Origin of the sequence: Lactococcus cremoris subsp. cremoris NBRC 100676, from assembly GCF_001591705.1 — a bacterium.
GTDB lineage: Bacteria > Bacillota > Bacilli > Lactobacillales > Streptococcaceae > Lactococcus > Lactococcus cremoris.
The window spans coordinates 18,315-38,227 of record NZ_BCVK01000019.1 but is presented as its reverse complement, the minus strand read 5'-3'; the positions used below and the strand labels follow the sequence as shown (position 1 = coordinate 38,227).

Here is a 19,913-nt window from a genome sequence, read left to right as displayed (position 1 = left end):
CTAAGCAATCTGATGTTGCGAGATGGACGTTCTTTCGGTTTTGAACCTCAAGGGAAACCCTCGTTTGATAAAGCGTCTTAATGGTTGTCAGTAAATAAACAAAAACTTTTGGAAGTGTGCTATTATAAGTCATATAAGTCGTGCGCTTTCTAATGCTTAGTGGTTTAAGATTAGGATAGCACGACTTATTTATTTTCCAATGAAATTAACTAGCAATTCGGGTAATTTATAAACTAAATTATACGTCGTTTAATTGGACTTAAGCCCTAAAATAACGTAGAATTGTATTGAGGAGGACGCTTACAATGAGTAAAAATTATAAAAAAATTCTAATCGCTATTGATGGTTCTGAACAGGCAGAAGCAGCATTAAAAGAAGCAATCACTTTTTGTAAAAGAGATAATGCTCAATTATTTGTTTTACATGCAACGGATAAAAATAGTATCTATGCAGCTGGGAACCCAGTACCTGTGGTTCCGGCCCCTGCTATTCCAGTAGTTCCTGCAGTTCCTGTTCTTGAAGAAAGTGCAGACAATGAAGCTAAGGAAGTTTTAGAGAAAGCTTCAGCAATTATCAACAATGAAGTGAAATTTGAAGAAATTCGTGTCGATGGTTCTGCTAAAAATGAAATTGTAGACTTTGCCAAAGAACATGAAATTGATATGATTGTAATGGGCTCATCTGGTAAAGGTGCCCTTGATCGAATGTTACTTGGTTCTACTGCAGTTTATGTAGTTAAACATGCACCTTGTAGCGTTACAATCATCAAATAATATAGATGATTTTGGAGAATCGACAGAAGCTGTCGATTTTTTTGTAGTTTAAAAATAAAACTCTTGACATTGGAATTTTTCGTTTACAATTGTAAACATAAAGAAGAGAAAGTTGGATTGAACAATGAAAGTTACTTTTAAAACCCTTGATGGACGTACAATGACCAAAGAATTTCTTACAGTCGATGAGTTCGTGATGCTACAAAATCGTGAAATTCCAGCCATAGATGATTCAGCAAAAGTCCTTGAAGTTGTAATCTCTGGACAAGCTGAAGAATTTAGCGGAAATGTTGCGGATTTATATTTCAAGTTGAGTAAATAAAATCTAATCCAGTAGAGAGAAGTGGAGGAGGAAAAATGACAAATTATGTTTTTAAAGCTGGTCGCAAGAACTTGGCTCCTCTTTTGTTGCTACACAGTACGGGTGGGGACGAACATCAATTGTTAGAAATTGCTGAAATGATTGCTCCACATCATCCAATTTTATCAATTCGAGGGCGAGTAAATGAGCAAGGAAGTAATCGATATTTTAAACTTCGCGGTTTAGGTGGTTTTACTAAAGAAAACTTTGACCTTGATTCTCTTGATGAGGAAACGAATTGGTTAACGAGTGAAGTACAGTCCTTAGCTCAAAAGCATAATCTTGATGTACAGAAAATGATTGCTTTAGGTTATTCTAATGGAGCAAATGTTGCCTTAAATATGTTTCTCAAAGGAAAATTTAATTTTGATAAAATTATTGCTTTTCACGGCATGCAACTTGAAGAATTTGAAGAAGCTATTCAGCTAGATAAGAAACAGGTTTTTCTGACTTATGCCGCAAATGACAGGATTGTTCCTCGAGAAAATTTTGGTGATTTAAAGGGAGATTTGGAAGATTCAGGCTGTCAAATTGAAATCTTTGAAAGCTCACTCGGTCATCAGTTGACGCAAGAAGAAGTTATGGCCGCAAAAAAATGGTTGGCGAAAGCTGACTGACTCATCAAAATAACTTTACTGACTAAAGGTTGTCAGTAAATAAATAGTAAATATAGGAGAAAAAACGATGACTGAATCAACAAAAATAGTAGCACAAATCCCTGAAGCTCTCACTCTTGGTGGAGTTCACCACGTTACAGCAATTACTTCAAGTGCTCAAAAAATTTATGATTTTTTTACAAATATCTTGGGACTTCGGCTAGCAAAATTAACCGTGAATCAAGACGATTATGAAACCTATCACCTCTTTTTCACAGAAGAAGACGGACATGGCGCCGATATGACATTCTTTGATTTCAAAGATATTCCCAAAGGAAATCATGGGGTTAATAATATCGAACGCGCTTCATTCCGAGTACCCACAGATGCTTCATTGGATTATTGGAGCACTCGCTTTGATAATGCCCATGTTAAACATGGCGAAATTTCAAGTAAGTTTGGTCAAAATACCTTAGAGTTTGAAGATTTTGATGGTCAACTTTATCAATTAATTTCTGACCAAAATAATAACGGGGATGCTTCTAAAGGGCATTCTTGGCAACTTTCAAATGTTCCGCAAGAACATGGGATTACTGGACTGGGCCCAGTTTTTGTGAAAGTGGAAAATGCCAAAAATCTTCGTTCAATTTTGGAAACAGTTTTTGGATTCCGTTACGCTGGTCAAGAAGGGGATTTACACCTTTTTGAAGGAGCCAATGGTGGGAATGGGGCGGCTTTGATTCTTCAAGAAGCTGGTGAAAAAGAATCCTATGCCTATCAAGGTTATGGTACAATTCACCATTTAGCATTGGGAACAACAAACCCTGAAACATTGAATTATTGGATTGAACGCATTAAAGCCTTCCGTTTGCCTCATTCAGGTTTGGTTGACCGATTCTATTTCTCAAGTGAATATGTTAGAGTTGCGCCAGGTGTACTCTTTGAGATTGCGACATATACACCGGGAATTGGAGCACTTGATATGGCAAAATCTGGTTCAGGGGCTGTTGATTCTTATGAAGAAGCATTGATTACTTCTGGTTTCTGGATTGACCAAAGTAAAGAAGAATCGGGTTTGTCTTTGAGTTTGCCTCCTCATTTATTCCCAGGAGATGAAGCAACCAAGGCAAGAACTGCAGCTAGTTTACGTCCTTTGGATACCTCAGATACTCACCGTGATCGTACGAGAGATGAATTGTGGACGGTTGAAAAAGTATTGGAACATAAAGCGGGAACTCCAGTTGAAACGCTGAAATAAAGGAGAACTGATGAAATCATATCAAGCAGATGAGCTCGATGAAAAAACAGTCTATAAACTCTTATCGGGCAGTATTGTTCCTCGTCCGATTGCTTGGGTGACAAGTCAAAATTCCGATGGTTTAGTCAACGTAGCCCCCTTTAGCTTTTTCAACGTCGCTTCGGCTAATCCGCCACTTTTGTCAATTTCATTCACGGGAAATAAGGATAGTCTCAACAATCTTTTGACAACAAAAGAAGCAGTTGTTCATCTTGTAAATGAAGACAATGTAGAATTAATGAATCAAACAGCGGCACCACTAGCCAAGCATATTAGTGAAGCAGAAGAATTTTCATTGGAGCTTGTGCCTTCTCAGAAAGTTCAAGTTCCAAGTTTAAAGGAATCAAAGGTTCGCTTAGAAACTAAATTATATCATCATTTACCTTTGGGTGAGAATGGACATTTAGTTCTTCTTGAAGTGGTAAATTTCTCATTTGCTGACGAGCTATTGGACGAGGAAAACTTTCATGTCAATCTAACTAAACTCAAACCAGTTGGCCGTTTAGCAGGTGATGATTATAGTACTTTGGGTAATCGATTTAGTCTTTTACGACCTAGATAAATAAAAAAACTTACTGATGGTTGGTCAGTAAGTTTTTTGTTCGATTTAAAAATAAAAAAATAACCTTAAGGTCATTTTTAATTATTTAACTTCTTTAAAGATTACGTGTTTACGCAATTTTTTAGAGTATTTTTTAAGTTCCAATTTGTCTGGAGTGTTGCGTTTGTTCTTTTGAGTAAGGTACAGACGTTCACCAGATTCTTTGTGTTCAAGTGTAATATTTACGCGCATGATAGTCCCTTTCTATAACTTTTGTCGAATTATTTAGTGTCGCGAACTTTGCGGCCTTTGTAGTAGCCTTTAAGTGAAACGCGATGTGAGTGACGGTAGTCACCAGTAGTTTCGTCAAAAGTAACAGTTGGAGCTGTCAATTTGTAATGTGTACGACGACGGTTTTTCTTTGCTGATGAAGTGTGACGTGCAGGTACTGCCATTGTTTTTTCCTCCGTAGAATTTTATCTCGTTCTTGCAGAGTGCAAAAACGTACTTTATTAGTATAGCATAAATTTTCAGAAATGCAAGTTTTGTAAAGTAAAATTACTTGACAAATTTTACTGACCAATCTGTCAGCAAAATATCAGCTTTTAAAAGTACTGACAAATATCTTTGACAGCTAAATTTATAGGGACTTTAGCATAAATTTGATAAAATGTAAGTAACTTATCGGATTACTTAAAAATTTAAGCTCAGCTTCGAAAGAATCAAATCGGCGTAAGGAGAAGACATTCAGGTCGTAAAAACTCCAAACAAAGCAGGGCAATGTTCTAGGACAATTAAATTTTTAAGGAGAAATGAATGAAAAACTGGAAAAAACTGATTCTTGTTTTTGTCATCGCAGACGTAGCATTGATTGCTTACTTTGGCTTTAATCAGCCTTTTTTGGCGCGTCTAGTCGTCACAATTGCTGGGGGAATTTTGGCTTTCTCAATGTTGATTGAAATGATCAAAACCCTACGAAGTGGCTCTTATGGTGTAGATTTATTAGCCATCACGGCCATTATTGCGACTTTACTGGTGGGAGAATATTGGGCTTCACTGATTATTATTCTCATGCTTGTTGGAGGAGAAAGTTTAGAGGATTACGCCAATGGCCGTGCTCACCGTGCCTTAGCAGCTCTACTTGACAAGTCGCCTGAAATTGCACATGTGCAAACAGGAGATAAGGTAGTTGATTTGCCACTGGACCATGTTGAGATTGGTAGTGTTTTATTGATTAGACCAATGGAAATTATTCCAATTGATGGTAAACTTCTGTCGGAAGCTGTTGTGCTTGATGAGGCTTCACTGACTGGTGAAACAAAGCCTAATGAATTAGTCAGAGGTGACAATGTTCTTTCGGGAGCTATTAACGGTAACTCAAGCATTCAAATCGAAACAACGTTTGCTGCAGCGGATTCACAGTTTCAAAAAATCGTACAATTGGTTAAGGAAACGGAAAAAACACCAGCTCAATTTGTGCGTTTAGCTGACCGTTATGCTGTTCCCTTTACAATTATTGCTTATATCATAGCAGCGGTTGCTTATTTTATTTCGGGAGATCCAGTCCGAATTGCGGAAGTGTTAGTAGTGGCGAGTCCTTGTCCCTTAATTTTGGCCGCGCCGATTGCTTTTGTTTCAGGGATGAGCCGCTCAAGTCAAAATGGGTCTTTAATCAAAAATGGGACCGTCATTGAAAAATTAGCAAAAGCTCAAGAAATATTTTTAGATAAAACGGGAACCATTACTGAAGGAACAATCAAAGTTGACAGTATAAAGCCAGTAAAATCAGGAAATGAAGCGGAACTTTTACAGCTAGTTTACACAGTTGAAAAATCAAGTGGCCACATTTTGGCCAAAGCGGTTGTTGAATATGCAGAAACTAAAAAGATTCAACCTCTAAAATTAACTTCTTTAACTGAGGTCGCAGGCCTTGGAGTAATTGGAGAGATTGATGGTGAAGAAATTAAAATTGGCCGTAGTTTATTTGCATTTGCGCCAGATAATCTAAATTATGAAACAGCTTTTTATGTCAGCAAATCTGGAAAATATATTGGTGCCGTCACTTTTTCAGATACTCTACGACCAGAAGCAAAAGCAACAATTGCTCAGATGAGAAAAATTGGACTTGAAAACATCACAATGCTAACCGGTGATAACCAACTTGTTGCTGACAAAATTGCCAAAAGTGTGGGGATTGAAAATGTCTATGCAGGACTGATGCCAGATGAAAAATTGAAATTTATTCAAAATGCAACTCATCGACCATCCATTATGATTGGAGACGGGGTCAATGATGCGCCAGCATTAGCAACGGCCGACATTGGAATTTCGATTGGTGTCGGTTCAGGAACAGTTGCTAGTGAAGCAGCTGATATTGTTTTGCTGCAAAATGACCTTAGAAAGGTCACGACATCTATCGAAATTAGTCGTGACACTTTAAAGATTGCTAAACAAGCAGTCATGATTGGGATTGTCATTTGTATTATTCTAATGTTCATTGCTGCTTTAGGAGTGATTCCCGCAGTGATTGGAGCCTTGTTCCAAGAAATCATTGACGTTGTTTCCATTCTTTATGCACTTCGGGCACTTAGAGGTTAAACTTGCAAAAAAAGTACTGATAAATTCGTCAGTACTTTTTATTTTTTAGCAGCTCAACTAGTAGGTTTTTTCATGACTTTTTCATGATAAATTCTCGGTAACTTTTCAGTGAAAACTGGTAGTTTTAAATCCTTTCTTTCGCTACAATGGTTTTGTTAAATAACTCAAAAGAGAGAAGGTCTAAAAATGTTAGACAAAAAATTTCAATGGAATAAGGTTCCTGCCATTGGCTTGCTATTTTGGTTGACCAAACTTATCTCGACGAGGCAAGGAGAGTCTCTTTCCGACTTCTCTAGCAAGCTCTTTGGGCAACAAAATCAAATGCTTGGTGCGGTATTTACGGTTGCTTGGTCGCTCATTCTTTTTGGTATTTTTCTTTTTTTGCAATTAAAATCTGAAAAATATCGACCAGTTTTTTACTGGCTATCAGTTGCTTTGCTCGCTGTTTTTGGGACAATTCTAGCTGACGGTCTTTCGGGGGTTCTCGGAATTTCACATCTTTTTACTAGTCTGATTTTTGCCGCGGGAATGGGAATTTCATTTATGATTTGGTATCATCTGACGGGAACTTTATCTATTAATAAGATTAGAACACTTAAATCTGAACTTTGCTATTGGTTGACGGTCATGTTTAGTTTTGCCATGGGAACAGCCCTTGGCGATTGATGGCGGATACAAGAACAGGCTATAATCCAGACCCTTATGGACTCGGTCTTGGGCTTCTTAATACAGGATTAATTTTAGGTTTAATCTTTGTCATCGTTTTGGCTTATCGATATTTTGGAAGGCCGGCTCAAAATAGTTTGGTAGAAATTTTGAGTTTTTGGTCAGCTTATATCCTGACACGTCCAGTTGGTGCAAGTTTCGCTGATTATTTTGGCTATACATGGAATGGGGGAAAACTTGGAAATGGAGGAATGTCAGTGATTTGGCTTGTCTTATTTGTCTTCTTGATTGCAGTGATTCTAGTAGATTTTCATAAAAAATCGGCAAATTATTTTACTCAGAAATCAGAAAAAATAGTGTCGGATTGACACTATTTTTTATTTTTTGAGCAATTCAATCAAATGTTCAAGCTCATCAAGATTATCAAAATGGAGCGATAACTTTCCTTGATATTTTTTATTTGCTTGAATTTTAACTTTATTTCCCAATTTTTTCATCAGTTCTTTTTCAGTTTCGTCAGTAAAAAGATTTATATTTGAGTTACTGACAGACTTGTCAGTAACTTTTTCTTCGCCATAAATAATAGCTTCAAGCTCCCTGACATTGAGCTGTTCGTTGATGATTTTATCGACCAATTCTAATTGCTTTTTGGGATTTTTTTCGGCTAAGAGTGTTCGGGCATGAGCAGGGGAAAGAGTTCTATTCTCAACATGCTTCAAAATTTTATTGGGTAGACCAAGCAAACGAATCAAATTAGAAACATAAGATCTTGATTTTCCGAGGGCTTTAGCGATTTCATCATGAGTCATGCCTAATTTGTCAGAGAGTTGTGCAAGACTTTTAGATTCTTCTAAAGGGTTGAGATTTTCCCTCTGTAAATTTTCCAAAATCGATAGAGTCATCATCTCCTCATCCGAGTAGGTCCGAATAATTGCTGGGATTGTTTCTAATCCAGCTAATTTTGAAGCTTGAAAACGACGTTCGCCTGCCAATAATTCATAACCAATTAACTTCGATTTACGAACAATAATCGGCTGTAGAACACCATTTTCTTTGATAGAATTGGCCAGTTCTCTTAAGCGGTCCTCATCAAAAACGAGACGAGGCTGATAGGGGTTTTTGACAATTGTTGATAATTTGAGTTGAGTGATTTCTTCTGTCATCTTTTTCACTTTCTGTCAGTAAATGTTAAGACTTTATATTTACTGACAAATTTGTCAGCTCCTCTTTTTTTGTTCATTAATCCATTCTTTCCGACTATGGAGGGCTTTTTCATATCTCCCCATATCATCCGGTCGGAAGTAATCTGCATTTTTAATTTTATCTGGTAAATATTGTTGATTTACCCAGTGGTCTGGGAAATTATGAGCATATTGATATTCTACAGACCGTCCTAATTCTTTAGCTCCGGCGTAATGACCATCTTGTAAATGCGAGGGCACAGCAAGATTTCCGTATTTTCCCAAGTCCGAAAGGGCTTCGTCCATTGCTAAATAAGCTGAGTTTGATTTTGGAGATAAGGCCAAATCAATAATGATATTGGCAAGAGGAATCCGTGCCTCTGGGAACCCTAATTTCTCAGCTGCTGATAAGGCTGTAACGGTATGTACTGCAGCATCGGGGTTGGCTAAACCAATATCTTCATAGGCCATGACAGTCAAACGACGTGCTAGACTTTGTAAGTCCCCTCCCTCAATCAAACGTGCAGCATAGTGTAAACTTGCATTGACATCAGATCCACGAATTGATTTTTGCAGAGCAGACAGCAAATCGTAATGAGCATCCCCATCCTTATCAAAAGTTGCTGCTTTTCTTTGCAAAGAATTTTCCATATCATCTAGGGTAACGCGGTGTTCGTTTGAAGAAAGAACAGCTAATTCTAAGGCATTGAATGTAGAACGTAAGTCTCCATTGGTTGAGTGAACTAAGAAATAGAGCGCATCATCGTCAATAGTCACATCAAAATCAAATCCTCGTTCTTTATCTTGTAAACTTAGGTTTACAGCAGATTCTAAATCCTCTGGTTCAAGAGCTTTCAGTTCAAAAATTTGAACACGAGAGCGAATGGCGGGTACGACTGAAAAATAAGGATTTTCGGTCGTTGCTCCAATTAATATAATTTGTCCGTTTTCTAAAAGTGGTAAAAGAAAATCTTGTTTTGGTTTATCTAAACGATGGATTTCATCAAGAAGTAAAACAAGCTGACCAGAAAATTCTGCTTCAGAAGCAATTTCTTGGAGCCTTTTTTTAGTATCGGTTGTTGCATTAAATGTTCTAAAAGCAATGTTCATGGTTCCAGCAATTGCTGAAGCAATTGAAGTTTTACCGATGCCTGGAGGGCCATAGAGAATCATACTTGAAAGAAGTTGAGTTTCCACCATTCTGCGGATGATTTTTCCTTTACCAACTAAATGTCTTTGACCAACAATTTCATCGATATTGCGAGGTCTCATTCGTCTTGCAAGATTTTGTACCATATCATTCTCCAATCAATAAGTTTACAAGCAGTGTAAACCAAATTTACATGAGGCTTTTATCAAGATAAAAAGCTAAGAAGCAGTCATCAACATAATCTCCATCAATGAAAAATTCTTTTTTCAAGCGCCCTTCTTCAACAAAGCCGAGTTTATTGTAAAGCGCCAGAGCAGCCGGATTTGAGCCCATCACTTGAATTGTAATTTTTTTGAAGCCTTCTTTTTGAGCTAAATCAATAAAAAAATTAATCAATGCTGTCGCAATTCCTCTACCTCGGGCTTCTTTTGCGGTCATGAGGCCAAAAGTGACGATATGCTTGCCAAAGACTGATTTATGGCGAAAACCATAATCAAGGATTCCAAGAATTTCACCATGTTCTTCAGCTAACAAATAAGTGGTCCCGCTCATGATTTTGCTGATGATTTTCTCTGCTGATGAGTCCATGATATGTCGGGTAGAAGCCAAGGTCCAATTTTCGTTTTCGAGTTGAGCGACTTTGACAAAGTCACGAGGTTCTATTTTTCTAATTTCCATTAATATATCTCCAAATTCTAAAAAGTAAGGGATAAAAAAGAAAAAACTATCCATTTTGTTTTATTAAATATAAAAAAGTGCTTTTAAAAGACTTATTTATTAAGTCTTGCTGCTTTTATAGAGCAAATTTTTGTTATAATTATTTTAACATAATATGAAGAGGGTGTGAACAATGGCCAAATTTGGATTTTTAGATGTTTTAGAAGAAGTCTTGGAAAAAGGATTTTCTTATGATTTTGAGATGAATTGGGACAAGCGTAATTTTGCGGTGGAAATTAGCTTTTTGCTAGAAGCGGAAAACACTTCTGGAACACTGTTAACTGACGCAGAGGGTGTTGAATCTGATGAAAATATTGTCTATGAAGATGCGATAATTTTCTACAATCCTGCAAAGTCAAGTTTTGATGAGAATGACTATCTAGCAGCAATTCCTTACACTGATAAGGGCTTATCTCGTGAATTTTTGACTTATTTTGCTCAATTTTTACAGGAAAGTGCTGACCAAGGTTTAGATGATTTGATGGATTTCTTAGCCGATGAATCTGCGGAAGAATTTTCTGTAAAATGGGATAAAGAAGCTTTTGAAAGTGGCCTTTCTGGTCTATCGGAAACAGACTTTTATAAATATCCGCGCTACTAAAAATTTTAGAAAGAATTAACAAATAAACAATGAGTATTTTAAATGTAAAAAATCTATCCCACGGTTTTGGTGACCGTGCCATTTTTGAAGATGTGAGTTTCCGTTTGCTTAAAGGCGAGCATATCGGTTTTGTTGGGGCAAATGGTGAGGGTAAATCGACTTTTATGAATATCATCACAGGAACGTTGGTTCCTGATGAGGGAAAAGTCATCTGGTCGAAAAAGCACCGTGTAGGCTACATGGACCAGCATGCGGCACTTGGAAAAGGTAAAACAACCCGTGAAGCACTAGCTGAGGCCTTTCAATATCTTTTTGATATTGAGGAAGAAATCAATGATACTTACCTGAAAATGGCAGAAATGTCAGAAGATGAAATGAATGCAGCACTTGAAAATGTCGGAGAACTTCAAGAAGAATTAGATAATAGTGATTTTTATCTGATTGATGCAAAAGTTGAAGAAACGGCTCGAGGTCTTGGTTTAACGCCACTTTTAGATAAAGATGTGGCCGAACTTTCTGGTGGGCAAAGAACGAAAATCTTGCTTGGTAAACTCTTGCTTGAAAAACCTGACATTTTGCTTTTGGACGAACCAACGAACTATTTGGATGAAGAACATATCTTATGGTTGAAAAATTATCTGAAAAACTATGAGAATGCTTTTATTTTAATTTCGCATGATGTGCCTTTTATGGACGAAGTGGTCAATATTATTTATCATGTGCATGGTCTTGGGATTACGCGTTATTCAATGGGTTATGCAGAATTTGAACGGGTATTTGAAGAGAAAAAAGCGCAACTTGAAGCTTTGCATAATGCACAGGTGGCTGAACAAGCTAAGCTCAAAGATTTCATTGCTCGTAAAAAAGCGAATGTGGCAACTTCTGGACAAGCGAAAGCTCGTGAGAAAAAATTGGCGAAAATGGAAATCGTTGAAACGATTTCTGAAAAACCAAAACCACAATTTGACTTTAAATTTAGCCGTAAACCAAGTCGTCTGATTTTTGAAGCTAAAGATTTAGTCATTGGTTATAACGAACCTTTGTCGTCAGAAATTAATTTAAAAGTAGAATCTGGACAAAAAATTGCTTTTATTGGTTCCAACGGGATTGGGAAATCAACCTTGCTTAAGAGCTTAATGGGCTTGATTCCAAGTCTTGATGGGGAAGTTGAAAAAGGAAATTTCCAAGAGATTGCTTATTATGAGCAAGAAATCAAAAATCCATCGCAAAAGACAGTTCTTGATGATTTATGGGACGAATATCCAAGCTGGAATCAAGCGGAACTCCGCGGAGCACTGGCACGCGTTGGCTTAACGGCTAAGCAAATTGAATCTCGTGTTTATGTACTTTCTGGAGGAGAGCAAGCAAAATTACGTTTTGCTAAATTGATGAATACAGAATCAAATATTCTCATCTTGGACGAACCGACTAACCATTTGGACGTGGACGCCAAAGATGAACTTAAACGCGCACTTATTGCATATCCAGGAACCGTTTTGATGGTTTCACATGAACCTGAATTTTATGAAGGCTTGGTTTCTGATGTCATTAATTGTGAAGAATGGACGACACGAATTTTGTAATTCCTGATTAATCTTATACAAGTTCATCTCTAATTTTTCCTAAAAATTAGTAGTTAAACAGTATTAGGAGAAAAATGACTCAAACACCATATCCTTGGGAAAATCCACAACAAGATTATAAAGTGACTCTGGCAAAACGCCGCTCAGAGCGTCGTTATCGAAGTTTACAACTGGCAAAAACACTCGAAATTCTACTGACGAAATTTAAAAAATACAATGTAAATAAATTTAATTCAGAGATTTTGGATTGGATTGAAGAGCTCAGAAACAATGCTGAATATATTGATGATGAAGATTTTTCGTCAGCAAAAAAATTTGTTGCGAAAATGAAACGAGAACTGAAAAAACTTGAAAAATGAACTTTTAGACTGACAAGTGAGAAAAGGTGAAAAATGAAAGCAAGTTTGCAAAATTATTTTGACCAGTGGGAAAGCCCTTGGATGCAACTTTACTATCGCATGGTTTGGGAGCAGCTGTCAGCAGAAATTTCACTGACAGATAAGAAAATTTTGGATTTTGGTTCAGGATTTGGTTGGAATGCCAATCATTTGGCTGACAGAAATAGTGTGATTGCCATTGAGCCAAATTCTGAAATGGTGAAAAATCGTCAGCAAACCAATCATTATCAGCAAATTACTGGCGGACTTTCTGAGCTCAGAAAATTTAATGACGAAGGTTTTGACCTCATTATATGTCATAATGTTTTTGAGTATGCATCAGATGAACGTGCGGAAATACTGCGTGAATTTGACAGACTGCTCAGTAAAAATGGGCTGATTTCGATTGTCAAACATAATTATGCGGGGGCCTTGATGCAGAAAATTGTCTTTGAAAATGCGCTCGATGAAGCTCATGATTTACTGACAGGCTCGTCAAAAACCAATCAAATGTTTGGTAAGATTCATTATTATGAGCTGGCAGATTTATTATCTACCGACAGTTCTCTAAAGATTCATAAAACCTACGGTTTGCGGACTTTCTGGGCTTTACAGCCTAATGAGTTTAAAATAGAACCTGATTGGGCAGATAAAATGTTTAAAGTCGAATGGGAAGTTTGTGACAAGCCTGAATTTGCGGCGATTTCGTTTTTCAATCATCTGATTTTGAGGAAAAATAATGATGACCATTTATAAATTTCAAGCCGAGCTTGAAATTATCGGCATTAATCCCTTTGTGGCTCTGCCGATAGATATTTTGCAACATATTTTTATCGATTCAGGCCGAAAAAAATCGCCCATTGCCATTTGTGGTCAGGTTAATGGCAAGGATTACAAGCAAAATCTCATGTTTTTCAAAGGGGATTGGCGTTTGTATGTGAATACGACCATGCTAAAAAATTCTCCAAAAAGAATTGGTGAGTTGGTAGATTTTACAATTGCTTATGATTCAGAGCCGCGAATGGTCAAACAACCCCAAGTGCTGAGCGAAGCATTAGCCAAAAATCTGGAAGCAAAAGAAGTATTTGAACAATTGACAGCTTCTAAACAACTTGAAATTAACCGCTATATCGCCAGATTGAAGACAGATGAAGCCATCGAGCGAAATGTGGCACGGGCCATTGGTTTTTTGCTGGGAAAGAATCGGTTTGTTGGTAGGGATAAACCATAGAAAGAAATAAAAATGAATAACTGGAACTCAATCACTATAAAAATCAGTCGTGAAGCCGAAGAAGCTATTTCAGCTTTGCTGATAGAAGCAGGTTCGGCGGGTGTTGAAATCAATGACAGCGCTGATTACCTCAATCACGAAGACCAATTTGGGGAAGTTTTACCCGAAATTGAGCAATCTGAACTCGTTGACATCACGGCTTATTATCCAGAAAATATGCCAATTGTGGAATTAAAAGCCGAAATTGAACATAAAATCGCCAATTTAGCTGATTATTTTTCACTGACAGGTTTGTCAGTAACAACAAATAATCTGTCAGAAACAAATTGGGCAGAAGCTTGGAAAAAATATTTTGAACCGGCACGTATCACTCATGATTTAACGATTGTCCCAAGTTGGACGAAGGATTACCTGGCGACAGGTTCTGAAAAATTGATTCGACTTGATCCAGGAATGGCTTTTGGGACTGGGACACATCCAACGACCAAAATGTCACTCTATGCTTTGGAGCAAGTTTTGCGCGGTGGTGAAACTCTGCTTGACGTCGGAACGGGTTCAGGAGTTCTATCTGTTGCAGCGACTTATCTTGGCGCGGCAGAAATTTTTGCTTACGATATTGATGAAGTGGCTGTGCGCGTGGCTTTAGAAAATATTGAACTCAACCCTGGTCATGAAAAAATTCATGTGTCAGCAAACAACCTTCTTGAAGGAATTGATAAAAAAGCGGACGTGATTGTGGCCAATATTTTAGCTGATATTCTTGTTTTAATGACGGACGATGCTTTCCGCTTGGTTAAAGAAGAAGGTTATCTCATTATGTCAGGAATTATTGCTGACAAAGCCGATATGGTCATTGCATCAGCAGAAAATGCTGGATTTTTCCTTGAAACACGCTTGATTCAAGGCGAATGGAACTGTCTGATTTTCAAGAAAACGGAAAATCGGGAAGGGGTAATTGGAGGATAAAATTTCATTTAAATCATATTAGGACCTCGGAAATGAGTGCTTTATCTTTTAGCAAATGATAAAATAAAGTAAACAATTCATTGAAATGAATTTTATGAAATAGATGATTGGAAGAGAAAATGGCTAACCAATATTTTGTATTTAAAGAATTACCAAAAATCGGTGAAAAATTTACCATTGAAAACCAAGCAGCAGCTCACCATATTTTTACGGTCATGCGGGCACAGGCCGGTGATCAGTTACGCTTAGTTTTTGAAGAGGGGAAAATTGGCCTGTCAGAAATTATTTCGCCAGCTGACCAGTCGGTCAGACTGATTGAATTACTGACAGATTCATCAGAATTACCTGTCCAAGTCACAGTTGCAGTTGGTTTTCCTAAAGGTGATAAATTAGATTTTATTGTTGAAAAATCAACTGAATTAGGCGCCACAGCCATTTGGTCAGCACCTTTTAAAGCTTCTGTCAGTAAATGGGACCACAAAAAACTGACAAAAAAACAAGAAAAATTGGAAAAAGTTGCTCTAGGAGCCGCCGAGCAATCTCGCAGACAATTGATTCCTAAAATTCAATTATTTGACCAATTTTCTAGATTGACAGAGCAATTTTCTGATTTTGACCAGGTTCTTGTAGCCTATGAAGAGTCGGCAAAAATGGGCGAAACATCAATGTTTAAACAAGCACTGACCGAGCTGTCAGCAAATCAAAAAGTCCTGATTATTTTTGGGCCAGAAGGTGGAATTAGTCCTGATGAAATTGCAAAATTTGAGAATCTAGGGGCAAAAATGATTGGCTTAGGACCACGAATATTGCGAGCAGAAACAGCTCCCTTATACGCTTTATCAAGTATATCAGCTTATTTTGAATTATTATAAATAAAGAAAAAATTTTTAGGAAATCGATTATGAAAAAACGTGTACAAAGTAACAAAAAACGAATTCGCTGGGCTTCAGTCCTCACAGTTTTCGTTCTTTTAATTGGAATAATTGCAATTGCTTTTGCTGCCGTTCATCTGCTAAGTCCTAAAGCAAATACTAGCCAAAAAAGTAGTCAAACTTCAAGACAAGAAAAAACCAAAAGCACTGTCCCATCTAGTTCTTCTCAACCTAAAGAAACAAAATGGCTCACTGGAACTAACGAAAATCAATTGCCTATTTTGATGTTCCATTATGTCACTTCAAGAGCTGACCAATTGCCACAAGATAGTAACAACATCAATATTGTTACCTTTGAAAAGGAGTTAAAAGCACTGAAAAGTCAAGGTTATACGACAGTCAGTGGAACGGATGCCCAAAAAATTCTGACGACCAAAGAAAAACCTAGTGACAAAATGGTTTGGCTTACTTTTGATGACGGTTCAGTGACCATGTATACTGATATTTTCCCATTACTGAAAAAATATAATATGCATGCTACGAATTTCATTATCACAGGATTTGTGAATAAAGCTCAAGGAGGAATTTTGAGTTGGGAGCAAATCAAAGAAATGAAAGCAAGCGGACTTGTTGACTTTGGAAGTCATACAGTCAGTCATCCTGATTTAGGAACGCAAACTTTAGAGGACCAACGAACGGAGCTAGAACAATCAAAAGCTGACCTTGACAAAAATCTGAACCAGCAAACCAATATGATTTGTTATCCAGCCGGTGGCTACAACCAAAATACCCTAAGCTTATCAACTGAATTAGGCTATAAATTTGGACTTCTTGATCCAGGACGTAATGGTGTTGTCGCCCAAGCGGCCAAAGAAAGTGATGGTCTATTAACACTGCCACGCTTTAGAATGATGAGTAGCACCACTGCTGAAGAAATGATGCAAATGATTCAACCAGCGACTGATTATAATGAAAAAAATAAATAAACTCCGAATAATCGGAGTTTTATCTTTATATTTTTAAGAGTCATCCTTTTGCTTAACTTGCAAATGTGATAGAATAGATTAAATTAAGTGAAATCAACCTTAACTTATAAAATTTGATGAGATAATATATTAATCCAATAAGGAGGAAAACTGGCCACCATTTTAAAGTTTATTTTTAAAATGGTCTAGTATATCAAGCTATGCCTTCAGAACCAGTCTTAACCGGAGCAGAAGTTGTCAATATCTGCTCTGAATACATGAATGAAACTGACCTTTTACTCGTAGAAAAAGCACTTGCCTGTGCTTCACTTGCCCATGCCGACCAATATCGTGCTTCTGGCGAAGCCTATTTTGTTCATCCTACCCAAGTTGCAGGAATATTAGCCAAATTAAAACTGGATGCCGTTACCGTTTCCTGTGGTTTTTTGCATGATGTCGTTGAAGATACTAATTTTACTCAGGGTGACCTGCAAGAGTTATTTGGCGATGAAATTGCTGAAATAGTAGATGGTGTTACCAAGTTAGGTAAAGTTGAGTATAAGTCACACGAAGAACAATTGGCAGAGAACCATCGGAAGATGCTAATGGCTATGTCCAAGGATATCCGTGTTATTTTGGTTAAACTGGCCGACCGTTTGCATAATATGCGTACGCTTAAACATCTTCGTCCAGATAAACAAAAACGGATTTCACGTGAAACAATGGAAATCTATGCCCCCCTTGCTCATCGTTTAGGGATTGCCAGTATTAAGTGGGAATTAGAAGATTTATCCTTCCGTTATCTTGAAGAAGCGGAATTTTATCGCATTCGTGGTCTTATGAATGAAAAACGGACTGCTCGCGAAGCGCTCGTTACGGAAGTGATTGGGAAATTACAAGAACGTGTGGAAAAAGCAGGAGTGGATGCCGAAATTTATGGACGTCCGAAGCATATTTATTCTATTTATCGTAAAATGCACGATAAGAAAAAACGCTTTGATGAAATCTATGACTTGATTGCTATTCGCTGTATCACTGAAACAACAAGCGATGTTTATACAACTTTGGGATATATTCATGACCTCTGGAAGCCAATGCCAGGACGTTTTAAAGATTATATTGCCAATCCGAAAGCCAATGGCTATCAATCTGTCCATACGACAGTTTATGGACCAAAAGGGCCAATGGAATTCCAGATTAGAACGCGGGAAATGCACCAAATTGCGGAATATGGGGTTGCCGCTCACTGGGCTTACAAACAAGGAATTAAATCAAAAGTTGATGTTCATGAAATCTCAGAAACATTGAATTGGATTCATGAATTAGTCGAATTGCGCGAAGAAGCTGGCGACTCAGCCGAAGATTTTGTTAAAGCAGTTCAAGAAGATATCTTATCAGACAAGATTTATGTCTTTACTCCGAATGGTGAAGTCCAAGAACTCCCTAGAGGCTCTGGTCCAATTGACTTTGCTTATGCGATTCACACTAAAGTTGGAGATCATGCGACGGGTGCTAAAGTAAATGGACGTATGAAACCTTTATCTGTTCAATTAAAAACAGGGGACCGAGTTGAAATTATTACCAGCTCAAGCTCTTTTGGACCAAGTCGTGATTGGATTAATTTAGTTAAAACCAATAAGGCTCGAAATAAAATTAAGCAATTCTTTAAAAACCAAGACAAAGAATTGTCGGTTAATAAAGGCCGTGAAATGTTGCAAGAAGCTTTGGAAGAAGCTGGCTTTGTTCCAAATCAGTATTTAGATAAAAAACACCTTGATGAAGTTTTCAATAAGATTAGTTATCGCAATGCCGAAGCTTTGTACGCGGCAATTGGTTTTGGTGAACTTTCAGCGACAACGATTGCTAATCGTTTAACTGAAAATGAACGCCGTGAAGCTGAGAGAGCTAAACAAAAAGCTGAAGCTGAAGAGCTGATGAAGGGTGAAGTTAAACGCGAATCAAGTAAAAATATCATGAAAATCCGCCACGACGGGGGTGTTAGCGTTTCTGGTATTGATAGTCTACTTGTTCGGATTGCCAAATGTTGTAATCCAGTTCCGGGTGACCAGATTGTTGGATATATTACAAAAGGTCGAGGCGTTTCTGTTCACAGGGCGGATTGTCAAAATGTGCGCAGTATGGAAGACTTTGAACAAAGACTTGTTGAAGTTGAATGGGATGATTCAGAGAACTTGGTCAAAGAATATGTTGCTAATATTGATGTCTATGGATTTAATCGTCCAGGATTGCTCAATGATGTGATGCAAGTTTTATCAAATTCGACTAAAAATTTGATTTCGATAAATGCTCAACCAACAAAAGATAAAAAAATGGCGAATATTCATATCGCTTTAGGGATTAAAAATTTATCAGATTTAACTTTGATTGTTGATAAAATCAAAATGACTCCTGATGTTTATTCGGTAAAACGGACAAATGCTTAAAAAAAGAGCTTGACTTAGTCAAGCTCTTTTATATTGGATTCTTTAATAATGTAATTGGGACGTCTTTTAGTTTCAAGAAAAATTTTAGCAATGTATTTACCTATAATTCCTAAGGAAAGTAACTGTAAGCCCCCTAAAAGTAAAATCAGGACAATGAGGGTCGGAAAGCCCTGAACGGGGTCGCCAAAAATTAGTGTTTTAAGAAGATAAAAGATACTGAGTAGGACGGAAGCTAAAAAACTGATAAAACCAACAAAAGTTGCGATATTGAGAGGTGTTTCGGAAAAGTTTATAATCCCATCAATAGAATAACTAAGAAGTTGTCTAAAAGACCAAGAAGTCTGCCCAGCACTTCATTCATGATTTTCATATTCTAAATAGGTGACTTTATAATCTACCCAAGAGAATAAGCCCTTTGAAAAGCGATTGCTTTCTCTTAGCTCTAAAATACTATCGACAAATTGCCGAGTAATTAAGCGAAAATCTCGTGCCCCTTCAACGATTGGCGTGGTAGAAACTTTATTAATAATTTTATAAAAAAGGTTCGAAAAAAGGGAGACAATTAAGGCTTCACCTTTGCGAGAAATGCGACGGGCACCCACTGCATCGTAGCCTTCTTTTAGCTTATGATACATAGGGACGAGAAGTTCTGGCGGATCTTGTAAATCAACATCCATGACAGTGATAAGGGATTCTTTAGTGGCTTGCAGTCCTGCGAGTAAAGCTGCTTCCTTCCCAAAATTTCTTGAGAAGCTAATATAGTTGATATTATCATTTTGTCTTGCTATTTTTTTTAATAAAGGAAGAGTTTGGTCACTAGAACCGTCATTTACAAAGTAAAAATTTTTTTTAATTTCAAGGTTTTCTGTTTTTTTGTTTACCTCTCGGACGAAAAGTTCAATCGTTTCTTGTTCATTATAGACGGGGACAACAATAGCTAATTCTTCCATTTTTTTTCCTTAATTATTCTTGTAGTTTATTAATCTTTAAAAAG

Annotated in this window: 22 protein-coding genes and 2 pseudogenes; 17 read left to right on the top strand and 7 right to left on the bottom strand. The window is 37.2% G+C overall.

What is annotated here, in order from left to right:
- Positions 1-133 (bottom strand): annotated as a pseudogene (locus LLA01S_RS12375) (IS982 family transposase); the annotation flags it as partial.
- A gap of 172 nt (positions 134-305) precedes the next feature.
- On the opposite strand from LLA01S_RS12375, the gene LLA01S_RS04930 reads away from it, so the two are divergent.
- From LLA01S_RS04930 to LLA01S_RS04910, 5 genes are all read left to right on the top strand, one after another.
- Positions 306-773: a universal stress protein gene (locus LLA01S_RS04930; RefSeq protein WP_061777931.1), complete on the top strand. Its 468-nt coding sequence runs from the start codon at positions 306-308 to the stop codon at positions 771-773.
- Positions 774-897: 124 nt separating this feature from the next.
- Positions 898-1,095, top strand: coding sequence for a DUF4649 family protein (locus LLA01S_RS04925; protein ID WP_021036528.1), 198 nt, complete (start codon positions 898-900; stop codon positions 1,093-1,095).
- Between the two features lie 35 nt (positions 1,096-1,130).
- On the top strand, positions 1,131-1,751 hold the full coding sequence (locus tag LLA01S_RS04920) for an alpha/beta hydrolase (RefSeq protein WP_011675139.1): 621 nt from the start codon (positions 1,131-1,133) through the stop codon (positions 1,749-1,751).
- Between the two features lie 67 nt (positions 1,752-1,818).
- Positions 1,819-2,988, top strand: a complete 1,170-nt coding sequence (locus LLA01S_RS04915) for a ring-cleaving dioxygenase (protein ID WP_061777930.1) — start codon at positions 1,819-1,821, stop codon at positions 2,986-2,988.
- 10 nt (positions 2,989-2,998) lie between these two features.
- Positions 2,999-3,589 carry a flavin reductase family protein gene (locus tag LLA01S_RS04910; RefSeq protein ID WP_011675141.1) on the top strand — a complete coding sequence of 197 codons (591 nt, stop codon included), beginning with the start codon at positions 2,999-3,001 and terminating at the stop codon, positions 3,587-3,589.
- Positions 3,590-3,670: 81 nt separating this feature from the next.
- Here LLA01S_RS04910 and rpmG read toward each other — a convergent pair whose 3' ends face one another.
- Together rpmG and rpmF are read right to left on the bottom strand one after the other, a co-directional pair.
- Entirely contained in the window at positions 3,671-3,820 is a 150-nt protein-coding gene (rpmG, locus tag LLA01S_RS04905) for a 50S ribosomal protein L33 (protein ID WP_003132258.1), read from the bottom strand.
- Between the two features lie 29 nt (positions 3,821-3,849).
- Positions 3,850-4,023 (bottom strand): 50S ribosomal protein L32, encoded by a 174-nt coding sequence (gene rpmF, locus LLA01S_RS04900; RefSeq protein ID WP_010905107.1) that lies wholly within the window; start codon positions 4,021-4,023, stop codon positions 3,850-3,852.
- A 361-nt stretch (positions 4,024-4,384) separates the two neighbouring features.
- On the opposite strand from rpmF, the gene LLA01S_RS04895 reads away from it, so the two are divergent.
- From LLA01S_RS04895 to LLA01S_RS13070, 3 genes are all read left to right on the top strand, one after another.
- Positions 4,385-6,166 carry a heavy metal translocating P-type ATPase gene (locus tag LLA01S_RS04895; protein WP_061777929.1) on the top strand — a complete coding sequence of 594 codons (1,782 nt, stop codon included), beginning with the start codon at positions 4,385-4,387 and terminating at the stop codon, positions 6,164-6,166.
- 186 nt (positions 6,167-6,352) lie between these two features.
- The gene (locus LLA01S_RS13075) at positions 6,353-6,832 is read left to right on the top strand and encodes a COG4705 family protein (RefSeq protein WP_232035086.1); all 480 of its coding nucleotides are present in this window, start codon (positions 6,353-6,355) and stop codon (positions 6,830-6,832) included.
- Entirely contained in the window at positions 6,832-7,200 is a 369-nt protein-coding gene (locus tag LLA01S_RS13070; RefSeq protein WP_232035085.1) for a COG4705 family protein, read from the top strand. Before LLA01S_RS13075 ends, LLA01S_RS13070 begins: the two co-directional genes overlap by 1 nt.
- A gap of 9 nt (positions 7,201-7,209) precedes the next feature.
- Here the strand turns inward: LLA01S_RS13070 and LLA01S_RS04885 are convergent, their stop codons facing one another.
- From LLA01S_RS04885 to LLA01S_RS04875, 3 genes are read right to left on the bottom strand one after another with little or no spacing between them, the layout of a single operon-like run.
- On the bottom strand, positions 7,210-7,995 hold the full coding sequence (locus LLA01S_RS04885) for a ParB/RepB/Spo0J family partition protein (RefSeq protein ID WP_061777928.1): 786 nt from the start codon (positions 7,993-7,995) through the stop codon (positions 7,210-7,212).
- Between the two features lie 54 nt (positions 7,996-8,049).
- On the bottom strand, positions 8,050-9,309 hold the full coding sequence (locus LLA01S_RS04880) for a replication-associated recombination protein A (protein WP_011675146.1): 1,260 nt from the start codon (positions 9,307-9,309) through the stop codon (positions 8,050-8,052).
- Between the two features lie 43 nt (positions 9,310-9,352).
- Entirely contained in the window at positions 9,353-9,841 is a 489-nt protein-coding gene (locus tag LLA01S_RS04875; protein ID WP_011675147.1) for a GNAT family N-acetyltransferase, read from the bottom strand.
- Positions 9,842-10,013: 172 nt separating this feature from the next.
- Here LLA01S_RS04875 and LLA01S_RS04870 point away from each other — a divergent pair, with 172 nt between their 5' ends.
- From LLA01S_RS04870 to LLA01S_RS04830, 9 genes are all read left to right on the top strand, one after another.
- Entirely contained in the window at positions 10,014-10,481 is a 468-nt protein-coding gene (locus LLA01S_RS04870; protein WP_011675148.1) for a DUF3013 family protein, read from the top strand.
- A gap of 29 nt (positions 10,482-10,510) precedes the next feature.
- Positions 10,511-12,064: an ABC-F family ATP-binding cassette domain-containing protein gene (locus LLA01S_RS04865; RefSeq protein ID WP_011675149.1), complete on the top strand. Its 1,554-nt coding sequence runs from the start codon at positions 10,511-10,513 to the stop codon at positions 12,062-12,064.
- Positions 12,065-12,138: 74 nt separating this feature from the next.
- The gene (locus LLA01S_RS04860; RefSeq protein WP_014571838.1) at positions 12,139-12,423 is read left to right on the top strand and encodes a hypothetical protein; all 285 of its coding nucleotides are present in this window, start codon (positions 12,139-12,141) and stop codon (positions 12,421-12,423) included.
- Between the two features lie 33 nt (positions 12,424-12,456).
- Entirely contained in the window at positions 12,457-13,197 is a 741-nt protein-coding gene (locus LLA01S_RS04855) for a class I SAM-dependent methyltransferase (RefSeq protein WP_011675151.1), read from the top strand.
- On the top strand, positions 13,184-13,672 hold the full coding sequence (locus LLA01S_RS04850; protein ID WP_014571840.1) for a YdeI/OmpD-associated family protein: 489 nt from the start codon (positions 13,184-13,186) through the stop codon (positions 13,670-13,672). Before LLA01S_RS04855 ends, LLA01S_RS04850 begins: the two co-directional genes overlap by 14 nt.
- 12 nt (positions 13,673-13,684) lie before the next feature.
- On the top strand, positions 13,685-14,638 hold the full coding sequence (gene prmA / locus LLA01S_RS04845; RefSeq protein WP_011675153.1) for a 50S ribosomal protein L11 methyltransferase: 954 nt from the start codon (positions 13,685-13,687) through the stop codon (positions 14,636-14,638).
- Positions 14,639-14,757: 119 nt separating this feature from the next.
- Positions 14,758-15,510, top strand: coding sequence for a 16S rRNA (uracil(1498)-N(3))-methyltransferase (locus tag LLA01S_RS04840; RefSeq protein WP_011675154.1), 753 nt, complete (start codon positions 14,758-14,760; stop codon positions 15,508-15,510).
- 29 nt (positions 15,511-15,539) lie between these two features.
- Positions 15,540-16,496: a polysaccharide deacetylase family protein gene (locus LLA01S_RS04835; RefSeq protein ID WP_061777927.1), complete on the top strand. Its 957-nt coding sequence runs from the start codon at positions 15,540-15,542 to the stop codon at positions 16,494-16,496.
- A 200-nt stretch (positions 16,497-16,696) separates the two neighbouring features.
- Positions 16,697-18,919 carry a RelA/SpoT family protein gene (locus LLA01S_RS04830; protein WP_011675156.1) on the top strand — a complete coding sequence of 741 codons (2,223 nt, stop codon included), beginning with the start codon at positions 16,697-16,699 and terminating at the stop codon, positions 18,917-18,919.
- Positions 18,920-18,933: 14 nt separating this feature from the next.
- Here LLA01S_RS04830 and LLA01S_RS04825 read toward each other — a convergent pair.
- Positions 18,934-19,869: pseudogene (locus LLA01S_RS04825) on the bottom strand (glycosyltransferase family 2 protein).
- Between the last annotated feature and the right edge of the window lie 44 nt (positions 19,870-19,913).

Excerpts from the sequence above, each read along its gene's own strand:
- LLA01S_RS04920 (WP_011675139.1), top strand. The coding sequence starts at position 1,131 with ATGACAAATTATGTTTTTAAAGCTGGTCGCAAGAACTTGGCTCCTCTT.
- LLA01S_RS04855 (WP_011675151.1), top strand. The coding sequence starts at position 12,457 with ATGAAAGCAAGTTTGCAAAATTATTTTGACCAGTGGGAAAGCCCTTGG.
- LLA01S_RS04895 (WP_061777929.1), top strand. The coding sequence starts at position 4,385 with ATGAAAAACTGGAAAAAACTGATTCTTGTTTTTGTCATCGCAGACGTA.
- LLA01S_RS04915 (WP_061777930.1), top strand. The coding sequence starts at position 1,819 with ATGACTGAATCAACAAAAATAGTAGCACAAATCCCTGAAGCTCTCACT.
- LLA01S_RS04925 (WP_021036528.1), top strand. The coding sequence starts at position 898 with ATGAAAGTTACTTTTAAAACCCTTGATGGACGTACAATGACCAAAGAA.
- rpmG (WP_003132258.1), bottom strand. The coding sequence starts at position 3,820 with ATGCGCGTAAATATTACACTTGAACACAAAGAATCTGGTGAACGTCTG.
- LLA01S_RS04835 (WP_061777927.1), top strand. The coding sequence starts at position 15,540 with ATGAAAAAACGTGTACAAAGTAACAAAAAACGAATTCGCTGGGCTTCA.
- LLA01S_RS04865 (WP_011675149.1), top strand. The coding sequence starts at position 10,511 with ATGAGTATTTTAAATGTAAAAAATCTATCCCACGGTTTTGGTGACCGT.
- LLA01S_RS13075 (WP_232035086.1), top strand. The coding sequence starts at position 6,353 with ATGTTAGACAAAAAATTTCAATGGAATAAGGTTCCTGCCATTGGCTTG.
- LLA01S_RS04930 (WP_061777931.1), top strand. The coding sequence starts at position 306 with ATGAGTAAAAATTATAAAAAAATTCTAATCGCTATTGATGGTTCTGAA.
- LLA01S_RS13070 (WP_232035085.1), top strand. The coding sequence starts at position 6,832 with ATGGCGGATACAAGAACAGGCTATAATCCAGACCCTTATGGACTCGGT.
- LLA01S_RS04830 (WP_011675156.1), top strand. The coding sequence starts at position 16,697 with ATGCCTTCAGAACCAGTCTTAACCGGAGCAGAAGTTGTCAATATCTGC.
- LLA01S_RS04850 (WP_014571840.1), top strand. The coding sequence starts at position 13,184 with ATGACCATTTATAAATTTCAAGCCGAGCTTGAAATTATCGGCATTAAT.
- LLA01S_RS04870 (WP_011675148.1), top strand. The coding sequence starts at position 10,014 with ATGGCCAAATTTGGATTTTTAGATGTTTTAGAAGAAGTCTTGGAAAAA.
- LLA01S_RS04875 (WP_011675147.1), bottom strand. The coding sequence starts at position 9,841 with ATGGAAATTAGAAAAATAGAACCTCGTGACTTTGTCAAAGTCGCTCAA.
- prmA (WP_011675153.1), top strand. The coding sequence starts at position 13,685 with ATGAATAACTGGAACTCAATCACTATAAAAATCAGTCGTGAAGCCGAA.
- LLA01S_RS04910 (WP_011675141.1), top strand. The coding sequence starts at position 2,999 with ATGAAATCATATCAAGCAGATGAGCTCGATGAAAAAACAGTCTATAAA.
- LLA01S_RS04860 (WP_014571838.1), top strand. The coding sequence starts at position 12,139 with ATGACTCAAACACCATATCCTTGGGAAAATCCACAACAAGATTATAAA.
- LLA01S_RS04840 (WP_011675154.1), top strand. The coding sequence starts at position 14,758 with ATGGCTAACCAATATTTTGTATTTAAAGAATTACCAAAAATCGGTGAA.
- LLA01S_RS04880 (WP_011675146.1), bottom strand. The coding sequence starts at position 9,309 with ATGGTACAAAATCTTGCAAGACGAATGAGACCTCGCAATATCGATGAA.
- rpmF (WP_010905107.1), bottom strand. The coding sequence starts at position 4,023 with ATGGCAGTACCTGCACGTCACACTTCATCAGCAAAGAAAAACCGTCGT.
- LLA01S_RS04885 (WP_061777928.1), bottom strand. The coding sequence starts at position 7,995 with ATGACAGAAGAAATCACTCAACTCAAATTATCAACAATTGTCAAAAAC.